Annotated in this window: 17 protein-coding genes and 1 pseudogene; 4 read left to right on the top strand and 14 right to left on the bottom strand. The window is 64.6% G+C overall.

All coding sequences use genetic code 11. From position 1 onward, the window contains the following. Both VA602_RS22405 and VA602_RS22400 read right to left on the bottom strand, forming a co-directional pair. Positions 1–1,293: pseudogene (locus tag VA602_RS22405) on the bottom strand (PAS domain-containing sensor histidine kinase); the annotation flags it as partial. After that, positions 1,290–1,733 (bottom strand): TadE/TadG family type IV pilus assembly protein, encoded by a 444-nt coding sequence (locus tag VA602_RS22400; protein WP_200603108.1) that lies wholly within the window; start codon positions 1,731–1,733, stop codon positions 1,290–1,292. The gene VA602_RS22400 and the pseudogene VA602_RS22405, both read right to left, overlap by 4 nt. Before the next feature lie 76 nt (positions 1,734–1,809). Between VA602_RS22400 and VA602_RS22395 the strand changes: the two genes are divergently transcribed. Continuing rightward, a complete protein-coding gene (locus tag VA602_RS22395) occupies positions 1,810–2,280 on the top strand; it encodes an A24 family peptidase (RefSeq protein ID WP_054895204.1) in 471 nt (156 codons plus the stop codon). A 122-nt stretch (positions 2,281–2,402) separates the two neighbouring features. Then, positions 2,403–3,179 carry a response regulator transcription factor gene (locus tag VA602_RS22390; RefSeq protein WP_323454384.1) on the top strand — a complete coding sequence of 259 codons (777 nt, stop codon included), beginning with the start codon at positions 2,403–2,405 and terminating at the stop codon, positions 3,177–3,179. A gap of 43 nt (positions 3,180–3,222) precedes the next feature. Here VA602_RS22390 and VA602_RS22385 read toward each other — a convergent pair whose 3' ends face one another. From VA602_RS22385 to cpaB, 8 genes are read right to left on the bottom strand one after another with little or no spacing between them, the layout of a single operon-like run. Beyond that, positions 3,223–3,483: a DUF3613 domain-containing protein gene (locus tag VA602_RS22385; protein ID WP_323454383.1), complete on the bottom strand. Its 261-nt coding sequence runs from the start codon at positions 3,481–3,483 to the stop codon at positions 3,223–3,225. 17 nt (positions 3,484–3,500) lie between these two features. Further along, positions 3,501–4,202, bottom strand: a complete 702-nt coding sequence (locus VA602_RS22380) for a tetratricopeptide repeat protein (protein WP_323454382.1) — start codon at positions 4,200–4,202, stop codon at positions 3,501–3,503. Positions 4,203–4,225: 23 nt separating this feature from the next. Further along, positions 4,226–5,113, bottom strand: a complete 888-nt coding sequence (locus tag VA602_RS22375) for a type II secretion system F family protein (RefSeq protein ID WP_323454381.1) — start codon at positions 5,111–5,113, stop codon at positions 4,226–4,228. Between the two features lies 1 nt (position 5,114). Further along, the gene (locus tag VA602_RS22370) at positions 5,115–5,996 is read right to left on the bottom strand and encodes a type II secretion system F family protein (RefSeq protein WP_323454380.1); all 882 of its coding nucleotides are present in this window, start codon (positions 5,994–5,996) and stop codon (positions 5,115–5,117) included. After that, positions 5,993–7,249 (bottom strand): CpaF family protein, encoded by a 1,257-nt coding sequence (locus tag VA602_RS22365; RefSeq protein ID WP_323454379.1) that lies wholly within the window; start codon positions 7,247–7,249, stop codon positions 5,993–5,995. Before VA602_RS22365 ends, VA602_RS22370 begins: the two co-directional genes overlap by 4 nt. Then, positions 7,246–8,436: a pilus assembly protein gene (locus VA602_RS22360; protein ID WP_323454378.1), complete on the bottom strand. Its 1,191-nt coding sequence runs from the start codon at positions 8,434–8,436 to the stop codon at positions 7,246–7,248. The genes VA602_RS22365 and VA602_RS22360 overlap by 4 nt, the downstream gene beginning before the upstream one ends. Then, entirely contained in the window at positions 8,433–9,719 is a 1,287-nt protein-coding gene (locus VA602_RS22355) for a type II and III secretion system protein family protein (protein ID WP_323454377.1), read from the bottom strand. Before VA602_RS22355 ends, VA602_RS22360 begins: the two co-directional genes overlap by 4 nt. An 18-nt stretch (positions 9,720–9,737) precedes the next feature. Continuing rightward, on the bottom strand, positions 9,738–10,685 hold the full coding sequence (gene cpaB / locus VA602_RS22350; protein ID WP_197892407.1) for a Flp pilus assembly protein CpaB: 948 nt from the start codon (positions 10,683–10,685) through the stop codon (positions 9,738–9,740). A 283-nt stretch (positions 10,686–10,968) separates the two neighbouring features. Here cpaB and VA602_RS22345 point away from each other — a divergent pair, with 283 nt between their 5' ends. Both VA602_RS22345 and VA602_RS22340 read left to right on the top strand, forming a co-directional pair. After that, positions 10,969–11,145, top strand: coding sequence for a Flp family type IVb pilin (locus VA602_RS22345; RefSeq protein WP_063546282.1), 177 nt, complete (start codon positions 10,969–10,971; stop codon positions 11,143–11,145). 48 nt (positions 11,146–11,193) lie between these two features. Then, entirely contained in the window at positions 11,194–11,604 is a 411-nt protein-coding gene (locus VA602_RS22340) for a response regulator (RefSeq protein ID WP_054894187.1), read from the top strand. 10 nt (positions 11,605–11,614) lie between these two features. On the opposite strand, the gene VA602_RS22335 is transcribed toward VA602_RS22340, so the two are convergent. The 4 genes from VA602_RS22335 to VA602_RS22320 all read right to left on the bottom strand — a co-directional run bounded on the left by VA602_RS22335 (position 11,615) and on the right by VA602_RS22320 (position 16,217). Then, the gene (locus VA602_RS22335) at positions 11,615–12,190 is read right to left on the bottom strand and encodes a PIN domain-containing protein (protein WP_323454376.1); all 576 of its coding nucleotides are present in this window, start codon (positions 12,188–12,190) and stop codon (positions 11,615–11,617) included. Beyond that, positions 12,190–12,648, bottom strand: coding sequence for a helix-turn-helix domain-containing protein (locus VA602_RS22330; protein ID WP_125931330.1), 459 nt, complete (start codon positions 12,646–12,648; stop codon positions 12,190–12,192). Before VA602_RS22330 ends, VA602_RS22335 begins: the two co-directional genes overlap by 1 nt. 178 nt (positions 12,649–12,826) lie before the next feature. Then, positions 12,827–14,497, bottom strand: a complete 1,671-nt coding sequence (locus VA602_RS22325; protein WP_323454375.1) for a ShlB/FhaC/HecB family hemolysin secretion/activation protein — start codon at positions 14,495–14,497, stop codon at positions 12,827–12,829. Between the two features lie 136 nt (positions 14,498–14,633). After that, complete coding sequence (locus VA602_RS22320; RefSeq protein ID WP_323454374.1) at positions 14,634–16,217, bottom strand: collagen-like triple helix repeat-containing protein; 1,584 nt, start codon at positions 16,215–16,217, stop codon at positions 14,634–14,636. Between the last annotated feature and the right edge of the window lie 237 nt (positions 16,218–16,454).

Here is a 16,454-nt window from a genome sequence, read left to right as displayed (position 1 = left end):
CGGGGCCAGGCTGGCGCTGAAGAACTCGCTGTGCAGCGCGCCCTCGGCATAGCGCTGGATATAGATCACGGCCGGCGAGCTGGCGATCAGGTTCTCCAGCCGTGCACGGGCGGCGCCAGCCTGCAGTTCCTGAGCCTTGAGCGCACTGATGTCGAGTAGAAAGCCGCGGACCTGGCGCCCCTGCATCTGCCCCACCCAGTGCAGCCAACGCGGACTGATCTGCGGGGCGTGCTCCTGCAGGCGCAGGCTGAGGCTCAAGGCACGGCCTTCACGCAGTTGCTCGAGCGCCAGCTGCGCGGCCTCGCGATCCGCCGGGTGCACTCGCGCCAGCCATTGCTCGACGGTGATTTCACGCGGCAGGTCGAAACTGGCCGCCAACGCTGGGTCCAACTGCAGCGGCCCCTGCAGTGGCCACTCCCACCAACCGGCGCCCAACTGCCGCTGCAGCGCGTCGAGGTGCTGGTCGCTGCGCTGCAACTGGCGCTGTCGAAGGCGCGCCAGCAACGGGTCCAGCAACGCCTGCAAGAGCCGCTCTCCCGCCTCGTGTACAGGCGGCGCCCCGCTCGCCACGCACAGCAGGCAGGCCTGGATGTCCGGCCCCAGCCGATAGGGCAGCAGCGACACCGGCAAGCCGCCGCACAAGACCTGCAATTCGTAACGCTCGCACGCATCGAGCTCGCCCCGTAGCGCATACTTTTCAAGCCACGGCCGCAGTTGCCCGTCATCGGCCCAGGGCCAGTCATCGCCACTGTCGGCATGGCTGCGCCAGACGCCGGCCTCCAGCAGCATCAGCCGCACCGAATCGGCCTGCCAGTACTCGACCAGGCGCTGCAACTGCTCGCCGGTCACCTGCGCCAGGCGCTCCTCGCCGCAGTCGCGTACCGCTCGGCCGATGTCGCCAGCCAGGCGCTGCAGGCTCAAGCGCTGCCCCTCGTGGTCGTGCGCGCGCACCAGGTCGCCGATATCGAACAACTGCAGCAGCCAGCCCTCGGCCTGACGTTGCAGCCAGCCACGGGTGTGCAGTGCCTGCCCGTGCACTGTACGAAAATCCAGATCCAGCGGCTGTCCCTGCCAATCGGCGGGATCACCTTCGAGCACCAGCCAGCTATGGTGCTGCAGGTAATCCTGCACCCGTCTGGCATGCTGGGGCGGCATGGCCAACAGGGTACGCAGGGGGCCAGACAAGCGCAGCACCTCACCCTGCTCGTCGAGCCACACCTGCAGACCGACCGCCAACGGCGCCTCGGCCACCGATGCCTGGCCCCCCAACCAGCGATCGAAAACGCTGCTCACAGTTGCAGGCTCGCTTGGGCCTGCAAGCGCTGGGGCAGCCGCGGCACTTCGCCGATCAACGGCAGCACCAGCACCGGCATGACATTGGTCAGTTTGTTTTTCGGGTAGTCGATGGTCACGGTCAGCAGGTTGCCGGGGGCCAGTACGATCCGTGCATCGGTGGCGGGCTGAAAGTCCAGCGCAGCGGGCATCCAGCTCAGTTGCTGGGCGATCACCTGGCGTGCCAGATTCTGGACATCATTGGCATAGGTGGCGCTGTTCGGGTCCAGCGCCACGCAGCGCCGCACCGCCTCGCTGCTGGCCTGGTTGAACGACTGCAACATGAGCATCGGCAGGCTGTAGCTGACCAATCCGTAGAACACCGCGAAAAAGATCATGAAGACTGCGACAAACTCGATGGCTGCCGCGCCTTTTTGCCGTACTGCCAAGCTTGCTCGCATGTTCACGTCTACCCTGACTAGAAGTCCTGAGTGACAGCATAGAACCCGTTCAACGAATAGGGATGGCCAATTGCCAATGCAAAGCATTGTTCTCCTGATGTGGCTTGCCTTGTGCACCGAACAAGATGTCCGTGAACGGCAGATCTCCAACACCCTGACCCTGGGTGTCGCCGCCTGCGCCCTGGCCTGGCTGTTCGCCACCGGGCACAGCTGGATAGGTGCCGATGCCAGCGATGCGGGCTGGGCCTTGGCCATCGTCATGCTGCTGACCCTTCCCGGCTACATGCTCGGCCGCTTCGGCGCCGGCGATGTGAAACTGCTCGGCGCCCTGGCCCTGGCCACCAGCCACCAGTACGTGCTCGGCACCTTCATCGGCGCAGGCGTGACAGTGCTGGTGTGGATGCTTGGCCGACGCCGCCTGTGGACCCTGGCCAACCCCAAGGTTAAGAAGCGCCTGCAGCGCCTGGCCGAGCAGGTGGGCGACAAACAACCGTTCGCACCCTACGTGCTGGCCGGGTTTCTCCTGACCGCCGTCTGGATCCAATGAATGACCAGTGGGTCGAATCCGCGTGTATAGACCTTGTACATAATTTCAAAGTGCGACTACTTTTCTTAAGGGCCAGGCTGTCTGGCCAACGGAGCGGGGCCCGTACCAACAGGGAGTTGAACGTGAACAAGTCTGCTAGTGAGGTGAAAGTACTGGTTGTGGACGATCAGCCGTTGATCGTCGAAGAGCTTTGCGAATATCTCGAAAGCGCGGGCTACCACTGTGTGCCGGCGCACTCCACGGCGCAGGCCATCGAGCGCTACGGCGCGGACGAGTCCATTGGCCTGGTGCTGTGCGACCTGCACATGCCCGAACAGGACGGCATCGCGCTGATGCGCGCGCTGAAGGACATCGCCGGGCAGCAACGGCTGTTCGAGGCGATCATGCTGACCGGCCGCGCTGACAAGCAGGATGTCATTCGCGCGCTGCGCGAAGGGTTTTCCGATTACTACCAGAAGCCCATGGACCTGGCAGAGCTGCTCGAAGGCCTGCGCCGCCAGGAAGCAGCGCTGATGGAGCGGCGCCGCAACTTCCGCGAGCTGGGTAGCCTGAACCAGCGCCTGCAGGAGCTGGCCGAATCCATCGACGACCTCTACCACGACCTGGAAAAGGCCCGTGGCCAGGGTGCCCATCGCCGGGCCGGTGACGGGGAAGAACTCGAGAACGAACTGCCACCGGTGTTCGAAAAGCTCTCGCCGCGCCAACTCGAAGTGGCCAAGCTGGTCAGCAAGGGCAAGACCAACTACCAGATTGCCTGTGAGCTGGGGATCACCGAGAACACGGTAAAACTCTATGTGTCGCAGGTGCTGCGCCTGACCCACATGCACAACCGCACCCAGCTGGCCCTGGCTCTGACGCCGCGCTCCTCGCCTGTGCATCAGCGGTTCATTACCCACTAGGTGCTGCAGGAGCGGCATCGCGCCGCTCCTGCAGCTATCGCACTCAGTTATTCGAAGACGTCATCTTGGTCCAACGATAGAAATCCGGGATCACATACTTGTAGGTGTCCAGCCAGCGCTGCATCGACTGGTCGCGCTCCTGCGCCGTTTGCACCTGCAACCGGTTCGACGCCTGCTCACCACTGGACTGCACCCGCAGCAACGCCTCGGTAGCCGTCTGCGCCTCTGCCTGGCGAGGTGGCTCCTGAGCCATCGCCACTGACACGCAAGCACACCCGGCAAGCCCCATCAGATACCTGAACATGACCACCCTCCTCCTGCTCAATTGACCACCGCCTCGGCACCATTGGCCAACGCAATGGGACCCCGCCCGGTGGATTTCACCTGCCTGGCCCGGGCCTGGGCATCGGCGAACTGCTCAGGGCGCAAGTGCAGGCGACCGACCAGATCGGTCGCCTGTTGCCAGTTGTCCTGTACCAGCGACAGGGTCACCAGGTTTACCGCCGCCAAAGCGTTGTCGTCCTTCAGCTCGATGGCCGTGAGGAACTCGAAGCGCGCCTGCTCGTAACGCCCCAGGTTCATCAGCACCACGCCCAGGTCGTTGCGCACGCGCTCGTCCGTGGGCGCCAGGCGCACCGCGCGCTGCAGGCTCTGCAAGGCCTGGGCATCGTCCCCACGCGCCGAGGCGAGCTGGCCCAGACCATGCTCGCCCTCGGCCGCCAGGCAGCTCCCCAGCAGGCTGCGGTACAGGGGCTCGGCCTCGCTGCGCCCCAGCAGGCGCGAAACCCTGGCCTTGCGCAGGCGCACCTGGTCGAGGGTGTTCGGCAACTGCTCGAGGTGCGCCAGGCTGGCATGCGGGCGCCCCTCATTGAGCATCTCGTCCGCCAGGTTCAACGCCAGTTGCTGATCGGCATCCGGCTTGCCGCAGCCTGGGCCGCCGAACAATGCACCCAGCCCCTGCGCCGACTGCCCGGCACAACCGCCCAGCAGCAGCATGCCGGTGAACAACAGGATCGTTTTCATCCTTCTCTCCCTAGACTCAGGCCCTAGACCCCCAAGGCCCGTGCCAACGCAGAAAAACCTGGCCCGGCCAGGACGATGAGCAAGGCCGGGAACAGGAATACCATCATCACCGCCGACATCTTTGCCGACATCTTCGACACTCGCTCCTGCAGGTGCGTGAGGCGTCGATCGTCGAGCAGCGCCTTGAGCGCCAGCAGCGACTTCATCCCGCCACTGCCCTGCACCAGCAGTTGCTGAAGGATCACGCAGGTGTCGACGAACTCATCCACTGCCAGCACCCGCGCAGTCTTCTCCAGCTCCGGGCCAAGCGACAGCCCCGAATCCACCCGTTGCAACACCTGCTGCAGCTCTTCGCTGATCTCCGGCACCAGTGTCCGTCCCTCCTGGCTGAGCACACGCAACGCCTGCTCCACGGCCAGCCCCGTCTCGAAGAGAATACGCAGCAGCGGAATCATCAGGCTGACCTCCTGGGCGATACGCTGTTGCCGGCGCGTGGCAGCCAGCGCCAACAGGCGCTTGGGCAACAGGTAGCCGATCACCAGCGCGCACACTGGCAGCACCAGCCAATGCAGGGCATCGACGCCGATGAAGGCATGCTGCAGCAGCAACGCCAGCCCCATGGCCAGCAACGGCAATCCCAGTTGCACGGCGGCGAACAGCGCGCGCTGGCGACTGCGACGCCAGCCGATCCGTTCGAGCAGGCCCTGGGTTTCCCCATCGAGCGTCTGCAAGCGCTGCCCCAGCGGGCTGCTGCCCAGCCAGTGGAGCATGTCGCCCAAGCGTTCCTCGCGAGCCAGGCGCCCTTGCAGGCGCCGTGTAACCAGGTAGCGCGCACGCAACTGACGCGAGGCCTGCAGCCCCAGCAACAGGGCGACGACGAGCAGGCACAGGGCGCAGATCAGCAGGGCCATGTCAAAGACTCCTCATCATGCGCCACAGCACCAGGCAGCCGACCGCCTGCAGGGCAAAGGCCAGGAACAGCAGCCACTGCCCACTGCTGTCGCGCCACAGGCTCATCAGGTAGTTGGGGTTGACCGTCAGGAAGTAGCCGACCATGAAAAGCGGCAAGGCCCCCAGCACCCACGCAGTGACACGCGTTTCGCCGGTCATGGCCTTGAGCTGGCGCGCGCCTTGCTCACGTTCGCGGATCAGCTTGATCAGGTTTTCCATCAGTTCGCTGGCATTGCCGCCATAGCGCTGATTGATGCGCAGGCCCAAGGCGAACAGGCGCAATTCGTCCTGGTCGTACAGCTCGGCCAGCTCGCTCAGCGCATCCTCCAATGGCACGCCCATCTGCACATTGCGGCGCACACGGCCCATGGTCGAATGCAACGGTTCGCGCGTGCCGTCGATGCCGCCGAGCACCGCATCGCTCAGGGTCCGACCGGCCTTGAGGCTGCGCACGCTGTAGTCGAGCAGACCGGGCAGTTGCTCGACGAGCTGACGCATGCGCCGACGGCATCGCCAACTCAAGTACAGATAGCCCGACAGCGGCGCACCGAGCAGCACCATCAGGCCGGCCAGCCAACCGGCCAGCAACACCGCCACCAGCACCAGCCCGCACCACGCCAGCAGCCAGCGTTGCGGACGCACGTCAGCGCTGATCAGGCCGGCCCGTTGCAGCAGTGGGTCGAGCCAGTCGCGCCGGGCGCTGCCCGTTCGAATCGTCTGGTAGGCGCGCCCCAGACGCTGCAGGACGCGCTCCTCGCCGCGCTTGTACAAGCCCAGGCGAAACAGCAGCATGGCGGCCCCCAGCAGCAGCGGCGCCAGCGCCAGCAGCAAAGGCCCGATCACGACACACCGTCCTGACGCAGTTTGCTGCCTGCCGGGTTCGGCGCCTCGCGCTGGAAGGTCTCGCCGCCGCGTCGGTCGAGGCGGAACAGGGTATTGGTCACATACACATCCTCACGTACGCCGACCACCTCCAGCACTTCGCTGACGCAACGCCTGCCATCAGGCAAACGCGTCAACTGGATCACCACATCCAGCGCCGCGCAGATCATCTGGCGCAAGGTCTTCTCGGCGATCTGTCGGCCGCTGAGGCCGACCAGGGTCTCCAGGCGCAGCAGGGCGTCCTGTGCAGTGTTGGCATGTACGGTGCTCATCGAGCCGTCGTGGCCGGTGTTCATCGCGGTGAGCACATCGAGCACCTCGGCGCCGCGAATCTCGCCAAGAATGATGCGGTCAGGACGCATGCGCAGGGCGTTGCGGATCAGCTCGCTGGGCTTGATCTCGCCATGGCCCTCGGCGTTCGGTGGTCGGGTTTCCAGACGCACCACGTGGGGGTGATGCAGCTGCAGCTCGGCAACATCCTCGATGGTCACCAGGCGCTCGCGCGGCGCGATCATCTGGCTGAGGATATTGAGCAGCGTGGTCTTGCCAGTACCAGTGCCGCCGCTGACCAGGATGTTGCAACGACGGCCCACGGCGCGCTCGAAGAAATCGAAGATGGCTTGATCGATGGCGCGGGTGGCCAGCAAGTCGGCACTCTTGAGCATGTCCTGGCGGAACTTGCGGATCGACAGGCACGGCCCGTCCAGCGCCACTGGCGGGATGATCGCGTTGACCCGGCTGCCATCGGGCAGACGCGCATCGACCATCGGTGAAGACTCGTCCAGGCGTCGCCCCAGGGGCGCAAGGATGCGCTGCATGACCCGTTCGACATGGTGCGCATCGATGAAGCGCAGGTCGGTCTGCTGCAACAACCCGGCCCGCTCGACGAACACCCGGTGCGGGCCGTTGACCAGGATCTCGGTGACGCTGGCATCGCGCAGCAGCACTTCCAGCGGGCCGAAGCCGGTGAGTTCATCGACCAGTTCCTCGGCCAGGCGCTCCATCTCGTAGCGCGACAGCGCAAGGCGCAAGCGCCCGACATAGTCACCCACCTGTTCGAGGACGAACTGGGTCAACGCCGGGCGTGCGCCTTCGAGCAGGTTGCGCCCGCTGTCCTCGATGGCGTCGATCGCGAAGCGATGCAGCGCACGCTTGAGCGCGTGAGGGTCGCCCGACGCGTGGCGCTGACCGCCGAAGGGTTCGTCGCCGCTCATCTGCTACCCCACAACCGACGCAGCCAAGGGAAGCTCGGTGGAGCGAGGTTTTCCGAGCGCCGGGCCAGGCGCTCGCCAAGGGCACGCAGGGCCTGAGTCAGGCCTTCACGCGGGGCCAGCTCGAACAGGCTCAGGCCCTGGTTCTTCACGTTCAGGCGCACCTCTGGGCAGTCGGGCATCACCTTGAGCAGCGGCAGGCCATAGCGTTTGGCGAGCGCCTCGGCATCCGGGGCGACATTGCGCAGGTAGCGGTCCACCAGCAAGCTGGCATGCTCGAGCTTGATGCCGCGGTCGCGCCACAGTTCGAGGACTTCCAGGTTGCGCCGGCAGTCCAGGATATTCTGGTCGGTGTAGACGATCAGCTTGTCGCAATGGCTGACGATGGTGCGCAGCGCTTCGCTGTCGGCATGCCCGGTCAAGTTCACGACGATGTGCTGGAAGTGTTGGCGCAATGCACTGAGCAGCATGTACAGCTCGGCGGCGCTGGTCTGGCGCAGCGGATCGTCGCTCTCGGCATAGCTCAGCAAGCGCAGGCCGCCTTTGTCGCGGGTGAAGGCGCTGTCGATCAGCGTGGTGTCGAGCCGGCGCAGGTGGCGCAAGGCATCGCCGAAATAGAATGACGCCTCCAGCCCGAGCAGGGCCAGGCTGTCGCCGCGCGGCAGACCCAGGTCGAGCAGCAGGGTCTGCTGGCCGCTCTCCTGCACCACCCGCGCCAGGTGGGTGGTCAGCAGCGCGCCATCGGCGCCGCGCTGGGCGCCATAGAGCACGGTCAGGCCACCCAGTTTGGGGTTGTTGGTCACCGTCGGCAGGCGCTTGCCGAGCCTGCGCACCAGCCCGGCCACCTCGCTGGCACGCGAGCCGTAGGCGACGAAATCGCGCGCACCGGCACGCATGGCATGCAGCACCAATTGATTGTCCATGCCATCGCCCAGCGCGACGATGGCCAGCATCGGCTTGGCTTCCAGCACGCCTTCGATCAGCGCGCACTGGCTGACCAACTGCTCGCGGTCGAGGCCGATGAACACCAGGTTGCTGAACGTCACATCCAGCAGCGCCAGCAATTCGTCGAGGGTGCCTGCGCTGGCGCCGATCACCTGCCCCTGCGGGGCCAGGGCGTCCTGCAGCCACTGCAGGTCCTCTTCGTTGCGGGTGATGGCCAGGTAAGTCTGGTTGAGGCTGTCGTTCATCGTGATAACCCCCCATGACCTTCGAAGTTGCCGTTTTCCATGAAGAACAGCTGGCCCCAGCTCGGGTCGTAGGTGCGCAGTGCTTCGCCCGGCAACTGCGGCAGGCGCGCATTGGCCGCCAGCGGCTGGACCAGGTGCGGCGTGACGATCATCAGCAACTCGGTCTCTTCGCGCACCAGCGCCGACTGGCGGAAGAACGCGCCGAGGATCGGCAGGTTGCCCAGGCCGGGGAGCTTGTCCACCGAGGAGCGGGTGTTGTTGCTGACCAGGCCGCTGATGATGAAGCTCTCGCCATCGGCCAGGGAGATGCTGGTGTCGGTGCGCCGCACGCTCAGCCCCGGCACCAGGGTGCCGGCGATGTTCACCGCGTTGTTGTAGTCCAGCTCGCTGACCTCGGGGGCGACCTTGAGCGTGATACGGTCGCGGCTGACCACGGTCGGGGTCAGCGCCAGGCGTACGCCGAACTCCTTGTATTCGATCGACACGTTGTCGCTGCCGGAGCTGGGCACCGGAACCGGGATCTCGCCGCCGGCCAGGAAACTGGCCGTCAGGCCGCTGAGCACAGTGAGGCTGGGGCGCGCCAGTGTGTAGGCGAAGCCGCTGTTTTCCAGGGCGTTGATCGCCGCCAGGAACTTGCTGCTGCCACCGCCCCAGACGATGTTGAACACGCCGTTGTCGAGCGGAATACCGGGACGCACATCGGCGTAGGTAACCGAGTTGGGCGTGGTGCCGGTCTGCACACCGGGCACGTAGTCAGGTCGCACGGTGGTATTCGGCACGGTGCCAGGTGAACCAAACAGGCTGTTGTTCGAGCCTTTGAAGAACAGCCGCGCACCTGCCTCCTTGTACTTGCTGCGGCGCACTTCGACGAAGCGGATATCGGCCTGCACCTGGCTTGGCAACTGCGCATCCTGGGACGGTAGCAGGCTGCCTTCTGCCATGTCGGCACTGGCGCGCCCCTTGACGAACAGCATGGTCCGGTGCGGCGCTGGCGCGCAGGCGGTCCACAACATCAACGTAGTATTGCCCGGCCCCACGGCGGTCAGCAGCACCGCGTGATCGCCGCTGGCCTGCACGTCGGCGACCTTGGGCTCGCCCACCGCCGCCCGGCTGATCGCCAGCGGCAGGCGCAGTTCCTGCTGCAGGCCCTGGTCCATCTCGATCACCGAGGGCAACTGGCCGAAAGCCTCGCACCCCTTCACCGCCGCCTGGGCGTGGGGCACCAGTGCCGTCAGGAGCAGTGCACGGCACGCATGTCGGAAACTACGCTCGGAACGTCGCATCGCTGCATCCTTGCCTGGTCAGGGAGTCTTGTCGGTGTCGGCAGCCTTGGCGCCACGAATGATCTGCATGCTGGGCGCAGCGTTGGCGGGAGCAGCGCTGGCCACGGGAGACTGGGACAACTGGCTGAAGCGATAGAGCTCGCGCCCGGCGCTCTCGACCTGCGGCCGCGCCTCAGGTTCGGCCCAGTAACGGGCCAGGCGCTGTTCATCGGCGCTGCGTACGGCCAGGCGCAGGGTGCCGGCCTGGGCAGCGAGCATCAGCCGGCTGGCCAGGGCTTCGGGTACGGCCAAGGTGACGGTGCGGGTAGCGCCGACGCTGCCTTGGCTCCCGTGCTGTTCGCGCCGGGCCTGTTCCTCCTCGACGGTTTGCGCCGGCCGGCCATCGTTGGCCAGCCCCATCTGCTCGCCGACACTCAGCACGCGCAGGGCCGGCAGCACCACCTGGGCTGAAGACTGCGGGTTGTTGTTCTCCTCGCGCAGAAACAGCAATACGTCCACGTAGTCGCCTGGGCGCAGCAGTCCGGCCGCCCCCACCACATCGTCGACGCCCACGGCCACCGCGCGCTCGTGGGCACGAATCATCCGCGACAGTGGCCCGCCCGCCTGAAAGCTCGCCTCGTCCAGCCAACTGCCCGCCGACAGCGCACGCGCGCTGGAGCGACCGAGCACCTGGTCGATGTGCTGGAACGCACCGGCAGGCACCACTTGCAGGCGCTCTAGCAGCACATCGTCCTCGGTCAGGGGCGTGTTCGCCGGGAGCGCCCTGCGCAACACAACGATGGGTGAACGTGCCGGTTCGGGCGGTTGGGGAGGTGGCGCAATCACTTCGGCAGGCGCTTCGGCGACTGTGGGAGCAGGACTGACGGGGGGTGTGGACGGGCGGCTGAGCACCAGCCCCCAGTAACCTGCGAGTACTGCGCCGAGAAGAAACAGGACAGCCAGGACCATGGTCAAGCGACTGCTCATCTCCGCCTCCCTGCGCCATTAGATTGCTGGCAAAACGAAACTATTTCGCTATTGAACGGTAGCGCAGACCTCACCGTTCGCCATGAGCGGAAACGGGATTTTTTCGTCTGGCACGCGGACATGCAGGGAAAACAGGTACTTAGAAAAAGCCTTGGCTTCCAATACTTTAGAGTTAATGCCTTTTTACATTTGCAGGCTTCGCCAGCTTGGCAATTCTATGATGGCAAATGGACGTTACTTAGCCACGTCCTTACCCCGCGCCGTCGGCGCAAGGAGATGTGCCATGCAACTGCAACGGATCCTTCAGCACTGCAAGAACTTCATCACCCGCAAGGACGGCGCGTCCGGTATCGAATACGCGCTGATCGCCGCAATGGTCGCGGTGGTGCTGGTGCCATTCGTACCGACGATCTCCGGCAAGATCACCACGATGTTCAGCGCCATCTCCGGGGCGCTATGACCTTGACCAGCACGCCGCAGCATAACGCCAGGCGAACAGGAGCCAAGCATGCCGAACTCTTCCTCGCGCCAGCAGATTCTTTTGGTGGACGACGAGGAAGAGGCACTGCAGGAGCTGGCTGAATTGCTGGAAAACGAAGGTTTCAAGTGCCACACCGCCAACTCGGTGAAGACCGCCCTGCAACAGCTCACCCGCTACCCTGATGTGGCCCTGGTGATCACCGACCTGCGCATGCCCGAAGAAAGTGGCATCGGCCTGATCAAGCGCCTGCGCGACCACACCGCCCGCCAGCATCTGCCGGTGATCGTCATGTCCGGCCATGCCGATATGGACGACGTCAGCGACCTGCTGCGCCTGCATGTGCTCGACCTGTTCCGCAAACCGATCTACCACGCCCGCTTGCTGGAGACACTCGACAATCTGTTTCCCAAGTCGGTGATGCAGGTGGTGGGGCGGTAGGCCAATGCGTTCAGATCAACAAGGCGAAGTCGCGCAAAACCCCTGCCGTCTGCGGTAGGCCTTGCCTCGAATAGCACTCCAGCAGGGTTTCGGCGGTGTAAGGCATACGAACCAAGCTGCGCCGCATTTCAGCCACAGCCTCCAGAACAGCAGCCTGATCGAGGTCCCACAAGTCCATGATGAATTCGTCAGGGTGCTGTGCCTCTACACCGAAACAGCGCAATGCGGATGGGGGAAAGTCTTTCAGGTTGAACGTCACGATGACTTCCGCGTTGCTTCTGATCGCGGCGGCAAGAACATGTACGTCATCAGGGCCGGGCAGACTCAGAGCCGGGTACAAGGATTCATGACCGACAACCAGTGCATCGGGAATCGCCGCTTCCATCAGTGTGGAAATACGGTCCAATTGCCCCCGGGTAAGATCCCGCCGTTTCAGCAATAGATTCCTTTTCCATTCATCATCGATCTGGGCGCTCCATCTGGCTCTGTAAAGGCCCTTGCCAGCGAGCCTGACCAACAAGTCGCGCAAAGGGGCGGGATAAAGAACGCATGCGTCGTAAATCGTGGTGAACGGTGAGTGACGCATCAATACCCCAGGTCAAGCTCTTCCGATAGCGCGGTCAAGTCGTCCATCGCCTTGCGGCTGGCCTGATCCCGCTGCTGTTTGTAGGTCATCAGGTCAGAGAAGAGAACACGACGATGTCGACCCGCCTTGTGATGGGGCAAGGCTCCTTCCTCGAGCAGTTTCACCAGATGAGGGCGCGAAACGCTCAGCAGATCCGCAGCCTCCTGCGTGGTCAGCTCCGCGTGGACCGGCACTACCCGCACAGAGTTGCCCTGTGCCAACTCTCCCAGTATGTCCAGGAGCAACCGCAGCGCACTGGTTGGCAGTTCGACGGCATGCGCCTTGTTATCGGCGTCGTAGATCTCGATGCGCTGCATGTCAGCCTGGGTGCATAGCACGGCTGCCAGGTCTCGTTGCCCCTGCACAGCGGCTGCTACTTCACGGGCCTCGGGAAACTCGGTACGGATAGGCACAGTCATGAACTTTCTCGCTGAAGACTTCTGTTCACTTCAACATATTCGAAATAAACGAAAAATCAAGTATCACCTATTTCCCTTCCCTGACATCCTCGCAAAGACTAGACAGGCCCCCCATGAGCGACAATCAGACGCTATTCGACAGATCAGGTCAGACAGTTCCTAGGAAGATCCATCCTCCCTACAGTTGATAACTGAAGCTCACCGTGAACCGCGGCCGCCGGTTCAGGCTGTCGAGGGCGATGTCCGACATGGGCTTGGCTACCTCCAGCGCGATGTTGTAATAGCGCGCATCGCCAAACCGCAGCCCTACCGCTGCCGAAGACATCTTCGCCTTCTGCACCTCCAGTTCGTTGAACCAGGCCCGCGCGGTATCGAGCACCACATAGGGCTGCAGCACCTTCAGCCACTGACCATCACGCTGGATGCTGTAGTTCAGCTCGTAGGCCAGGCCCCAGCCCTTGTCGCCGGAGGCCTGGTCGCTGGGGTAGCCGCGACCGAAGTTCTGCCCGCCGAACACCGCCCGTTCGCTGTCGGGCAAACTGTCGTTGCTCCAGTAACCGGCAGCGGACACGACCCCTTGCCAGTGTTCGAGGAAATTGTCGCTCTGCACCCCGGACAGGCGCAGGCGCAGGAAGTCCAGGTCGTAGCCTGCATTGGTGCGTGCGCCAAAATGGTCGAGGCCCTGGTAAACCCCGGCGCTGAGGATGCGCAGGCGCTTGGCCTCGGCCTTGCGCCAATCACCCTCGAACGACAGCGCGCGAATGTCGGTGTGGCTGTCGAGCTTCAGCGGGAAGCCCACGACCTGGTAGTCGATCTGGTCATTGACCGCATAGAAGCGCCCGACCACATCCAGCCATTCGGTCGGCGAGGCGATCAACGCCTGGCTGAGCCCGATCGAGTAACGCTCGTTCTCGCGGTGCTGGGTCAGGTCGATACCGTTGTCCAGGCGAATGCGTGCCTTCGGGTCGCTGCGATAGCGCGATGCCGACAACAGCAGTTGCGTACCCTCGTCATCCAAGAACTGGCTGTAGTCGACGCGGTAATAGTGTTCCTTGTCCTCGCCCGGCGGCACCAGCACGCTGGCGCTCAACTGCTCGGCGAAGCGAGTCTGGGCATTGCTGCTGGCGCCCAGCAGCGCTTGCAGGTCGTCACGGTTGCCGTCGCTGAGGTTGAGCGTGGTGGTGAAGGGCTTGCGCGAAGCCTGGGCAATCAGGCGCGTGGCACCGTCGGTGGTGCCCGGTGGCGGCACCTGGGCCTGGAAGGTGACACCGGGGATACGGCTGATCAGGCTGGTGTAGCGCTCGAAGGTCTTGCGCGTCAGCGGCCGTTCGGCCTTGAGCTTGTTCACCAGACGCTCGACATAACCCGATGCGGAGCCGATATCGCCCTGAACCTCGTAGTCGCGGATATAACCTTCCACCAGCACCACCCGCACGCGGCCATCGGCGAAGTCTTGCGGCGGAAGATAGGCGTAGGACAACAGGTAGCCGTCCTGCTGGTAGCGCTGGGTCAGGCGTCGGGTGACCTCGATCAGTTCAGCGAGGGTCACGCTGCGATTGAGTATCGGTTGGTAATGCTCGCGCAAATCTGCCAAGGGGTAGACGGTCCCGCCCTCGAAGCGCACCTTGCGCACCAGGACCTGGGTGTTCATCTGCAATGGCGTTTGTTGGGGTGCTGCTGGTGCCGGTACATTCAGCCCAGGCTTGCCCGGACGGTAGGCGTCCACCGGTAGATTCGGCGTGGGCAGGCGGCGTTCGGTTTCGTTGCTGTTGAGAAAACTCGGCAGGGGTTCGGCGCGGGCCACGCAGGCCCAGGACAGCGCCAGCATCGTCACCAGCAGTGGACGCATTCGGACACTCCATGATCCTGTGGAACCAGGGGCGCCCGGCAGGGACGCCCTTGTCAATGCAAGCGTAGGTGCTGAGCGCGCCGTCGTCTAACCGAGCGCCCGGCGGATCAGCGAAAAGGATCCGCCGGGCACTTTATCAACGCTGCACGCCGCCCAAGGCACCGGTCACACCACCCAGTACGCCGCCGAGCCCGCCACTCTGGCCACCGCTGGCATTGACCAGCGTGCCAGCCTGGCCAACGGTGCCACCGACTGCACTGACCGTCGCCCCCACCTGGCTGACGACCGGGTTGCCAGTGGCCGCGCCAAGCTGGCTGCCTGCACTGGCCACCGCACCGCCCACCTGATTGAGCAACCCGGCGACCGGCGCACCGACGCCCGTCGCAGCACCAACCTGCTGGGTGACACTGGCCACGCCACTGACGACCGGCGTCACACCGGCGCTTACCTGTTGCGTCACCGCTGCCACCGGAGCACCTGCTGCCGTATTGGTGACGCCATTGCCACCGAGCACCGTGCCGAGCGCAGCGACGGTGTTGCCAACCTGGCCCGTGCTGCCACCCACCGACGCTACCGCCGGATTACCAGTGCCCGCCGCCAGCCCGCTGCCAGCGCCAGCAACCACGCCGCCCACGGTTTCCAGCAGGCCAGTGCGTGCGCCGCCGGTTGTAGGGGCCAGGCCGCTGGTGGTGCTGACGGTGCTACCCACATTGCTCACCACTTGCCCGAGCGTACTGGTCAATGGATTGCCGTTGCCGGTACCTGCAACCTGTTGCCCGGCCTGGTCGAGCGCCCCGCCGACCTGGTTGAGGGTCTGGTTCAGCGGGCCAGCGAGCCCGGTTTGCCGGGTGACATTGGCAGTGGTGTTTTCCACCAGCGACACCACCGGCACCAACGCATTGCTTACCCCCTGCGTGGCGCCCGCCAGCGGGCCGCTGGTACCGACAGGGGTCAGCGTGTTGCCCAGCATGGTGACCGCCTGACCGACACGGTCGACGCCTTGCCCGGCGCCTGCCACCACTTGGTTGACCAATGGAACCTGCTCGACCGGTGAGCTCGTTGCGAGCGCCCCTATGCCCTGTCCCAGGCCGGATACGCCGGTCCCGAGGTTGGAAGTGGCTGCCCCCACCACGCCGAGTGTCGTACCAACGGCATTGTTTCCGGTGCCCAGTTGCCCAAGCCCCTCGCTCAGGCCGGAGCCGACACTACTGACTGCATCACCCGTGGAGGACACCAGCGAACCGACGCCGCCGGTCAGCGAAGTGTTCCCCGCCACCGGCAGCGAGCCGATCATCTCACCCAGGTTGCTGACACCATCGCCCAGGCCGGAAACGGTATTGCCGACCTGGCCGACGACCTGACCGGTGACCAGCGGGGTCGGCGTATTACCGCCACCCGTACCACCATCACCACCGCCTGGCGTTCCGCCACCGTTACCAGGATTGGTACCACCGCCTCCCGTACCATCTCCACCACCGGTGCCACCACCAGTGCCACCGTTGCCTGCGCCGTTGCCACCACCCGCCATACCGCCGCCATCACCACCGCTGCCGCCCGATCCGTCGGAGCCGCCGCCTGCACCTGCACCAGCGCCACTGTCGGGGGACGAGCCATCAACCTCGCTGTGATGACCACCACCACCGCTGCTGCACCCGGCAAGCCCAAGGGCCATCACCAGCGCCAATGCCGTACTCGCTTTCATCCAAACCTGAGTTTTCATGGGCGACTCCCGCACTGCTTTGTTGTTGGATAGGCGCGCTGGCCAGGCTGGCCAGCGTTATGCCTTCAGTCAGCAGTGAAGCTCCGGCGGTTCGACGGCGGTAGGTCGTAAGTTGGTATTAATACGGGGGAATAAAGTGCTGACGGCGCTGGAAAGCCTATGAAATTCAGTGAGTTGTGAGGGCAGCCCGAATGGCTGACCGAAAGGTTTAATACCATGTCATTAGTACAAGGAAGC

It is taken from the genome of Pseudomonas machongensis (assembly GCF_034961125.1).
GTDB classification, from domain to species: domain Bacteria; phylum Pseudomonadota; class Gammaproteobacteria; order Pseudomonadales; family Pseudomonadaceae; genus Aquipseudomonas; species Aquipseudomonas machongensis.
The sequence above is the reverse complement of the archived record's forward strand: the minus strand, read 5'-3'. Positions and strand labels throughout refer to the sequence as shown.

Bases quoted from the DNA above. Each gene is read 5' to 3' on its own strand.
- VA602_RS22375 (WP_323454381.1), bottom strand. From the start codon at position 5,113: ATGGCCCTGCTGATCTGCGCCCTGTGCCTGCTCGTCGTCGCCCTGTTG.
- VA602_RS22325 (WP_323454375.1), bottom strand. From the start codon at position 14,497: ATGCGTCCACTGCTGGTGACGATGCTGGCGCTGTCCTGGGCCTGCGTG.
- VA602_RS22385 (WP_323454383.1), bottom strand. From the start codon at position 3,483: ATGTTCAGGTATCTGATGGGGCTTGCCGGGTGTGCTTGCGTGTCAGTG.
- VA602_RS22400 (WP_200603108.1), bottom strand. From the start codon at position 1,733: ATGCGAGCAAGCTTGGCAGTACGGCAAAAAGGCGCGGCAGCCATCGAG.
- VA602_RS22330 (WP_125931330.1), bottom strand. From the start codon at position 12,648: ATGACTGTGCCTATCCGTACCGAGTTTCCCGAGGCCCGTGAAGTAGCA.
- VA602_RS22395 (WP_054895204.1), top strand. From the start codon at position 1,810: ATGCAAAGCATTGTTCTCCTGATGTGGCTTGCCTTGTGCACCGAACAA.
- VA602_RS22365 (WP_323454379.1), bottom strand. From the start codon at position 7,249: ATGAGCGGCGACGAACCCTTCGGCGGTCAGCGCCACGCGTCGGGCGAC.
- VA602_RS22345 (WP_063546282.1), top strand. From the start codon at position 10,969: ATGCAACTGCAACGGATCCTTCAGCACTGCAAGAACTTCATCACCCGC.
- cpaB (WP_197892407.1), bottom strand. From the start codon at position 10,685: ATGAGCAGTCGCTTGACCATGGTCCTGGCTGTCCTGTTTCTTCTCGGC.
- VA602_RS22355 (WP_323454377.1), bottom strand. From the start codon at position 9,719: ATGCGACGTTCCGAGCGTAGTTTCCGACATGCGTGCCGTGCACTGCTC.
- VA602_RS22380 (WP_323454382.1), bottom strand. From the start codon at position 4,202: ATGAAAACGATCCTGTTGTTCACCGGCATGCTGCTGCTGGGCGGTTGT.
- VA602_RS22340 (WP_054894187.1), top strand. From the start codon at position 11,194: ATGCCGAACTCTTCCTCGCGCCAGCAGATTCTTTTGGTGGACGACGAG.
- VA602_RS22320 (WP_323454374.1), bottom strand. From the start codon at position 16,217: ATGAAAACTCAGGTTTGGATGAAAGCGAGTACGGCATTGGCGCTGGTG.
- VA602_RS22335 (WP_323454376.1), bottom strand. From the start codon at position 12,190: ATGCGTCACTCACCGTTCACCACGATTTACGACGCATGCGTTCTTTAT.
- VA602_RS22360 (WP_323454378.1), bottom strand. From the start codon at position 8,436: ATGAACGACAGCCTCAACCAGACTTACCTGGCCATCACCCGCAACGAA.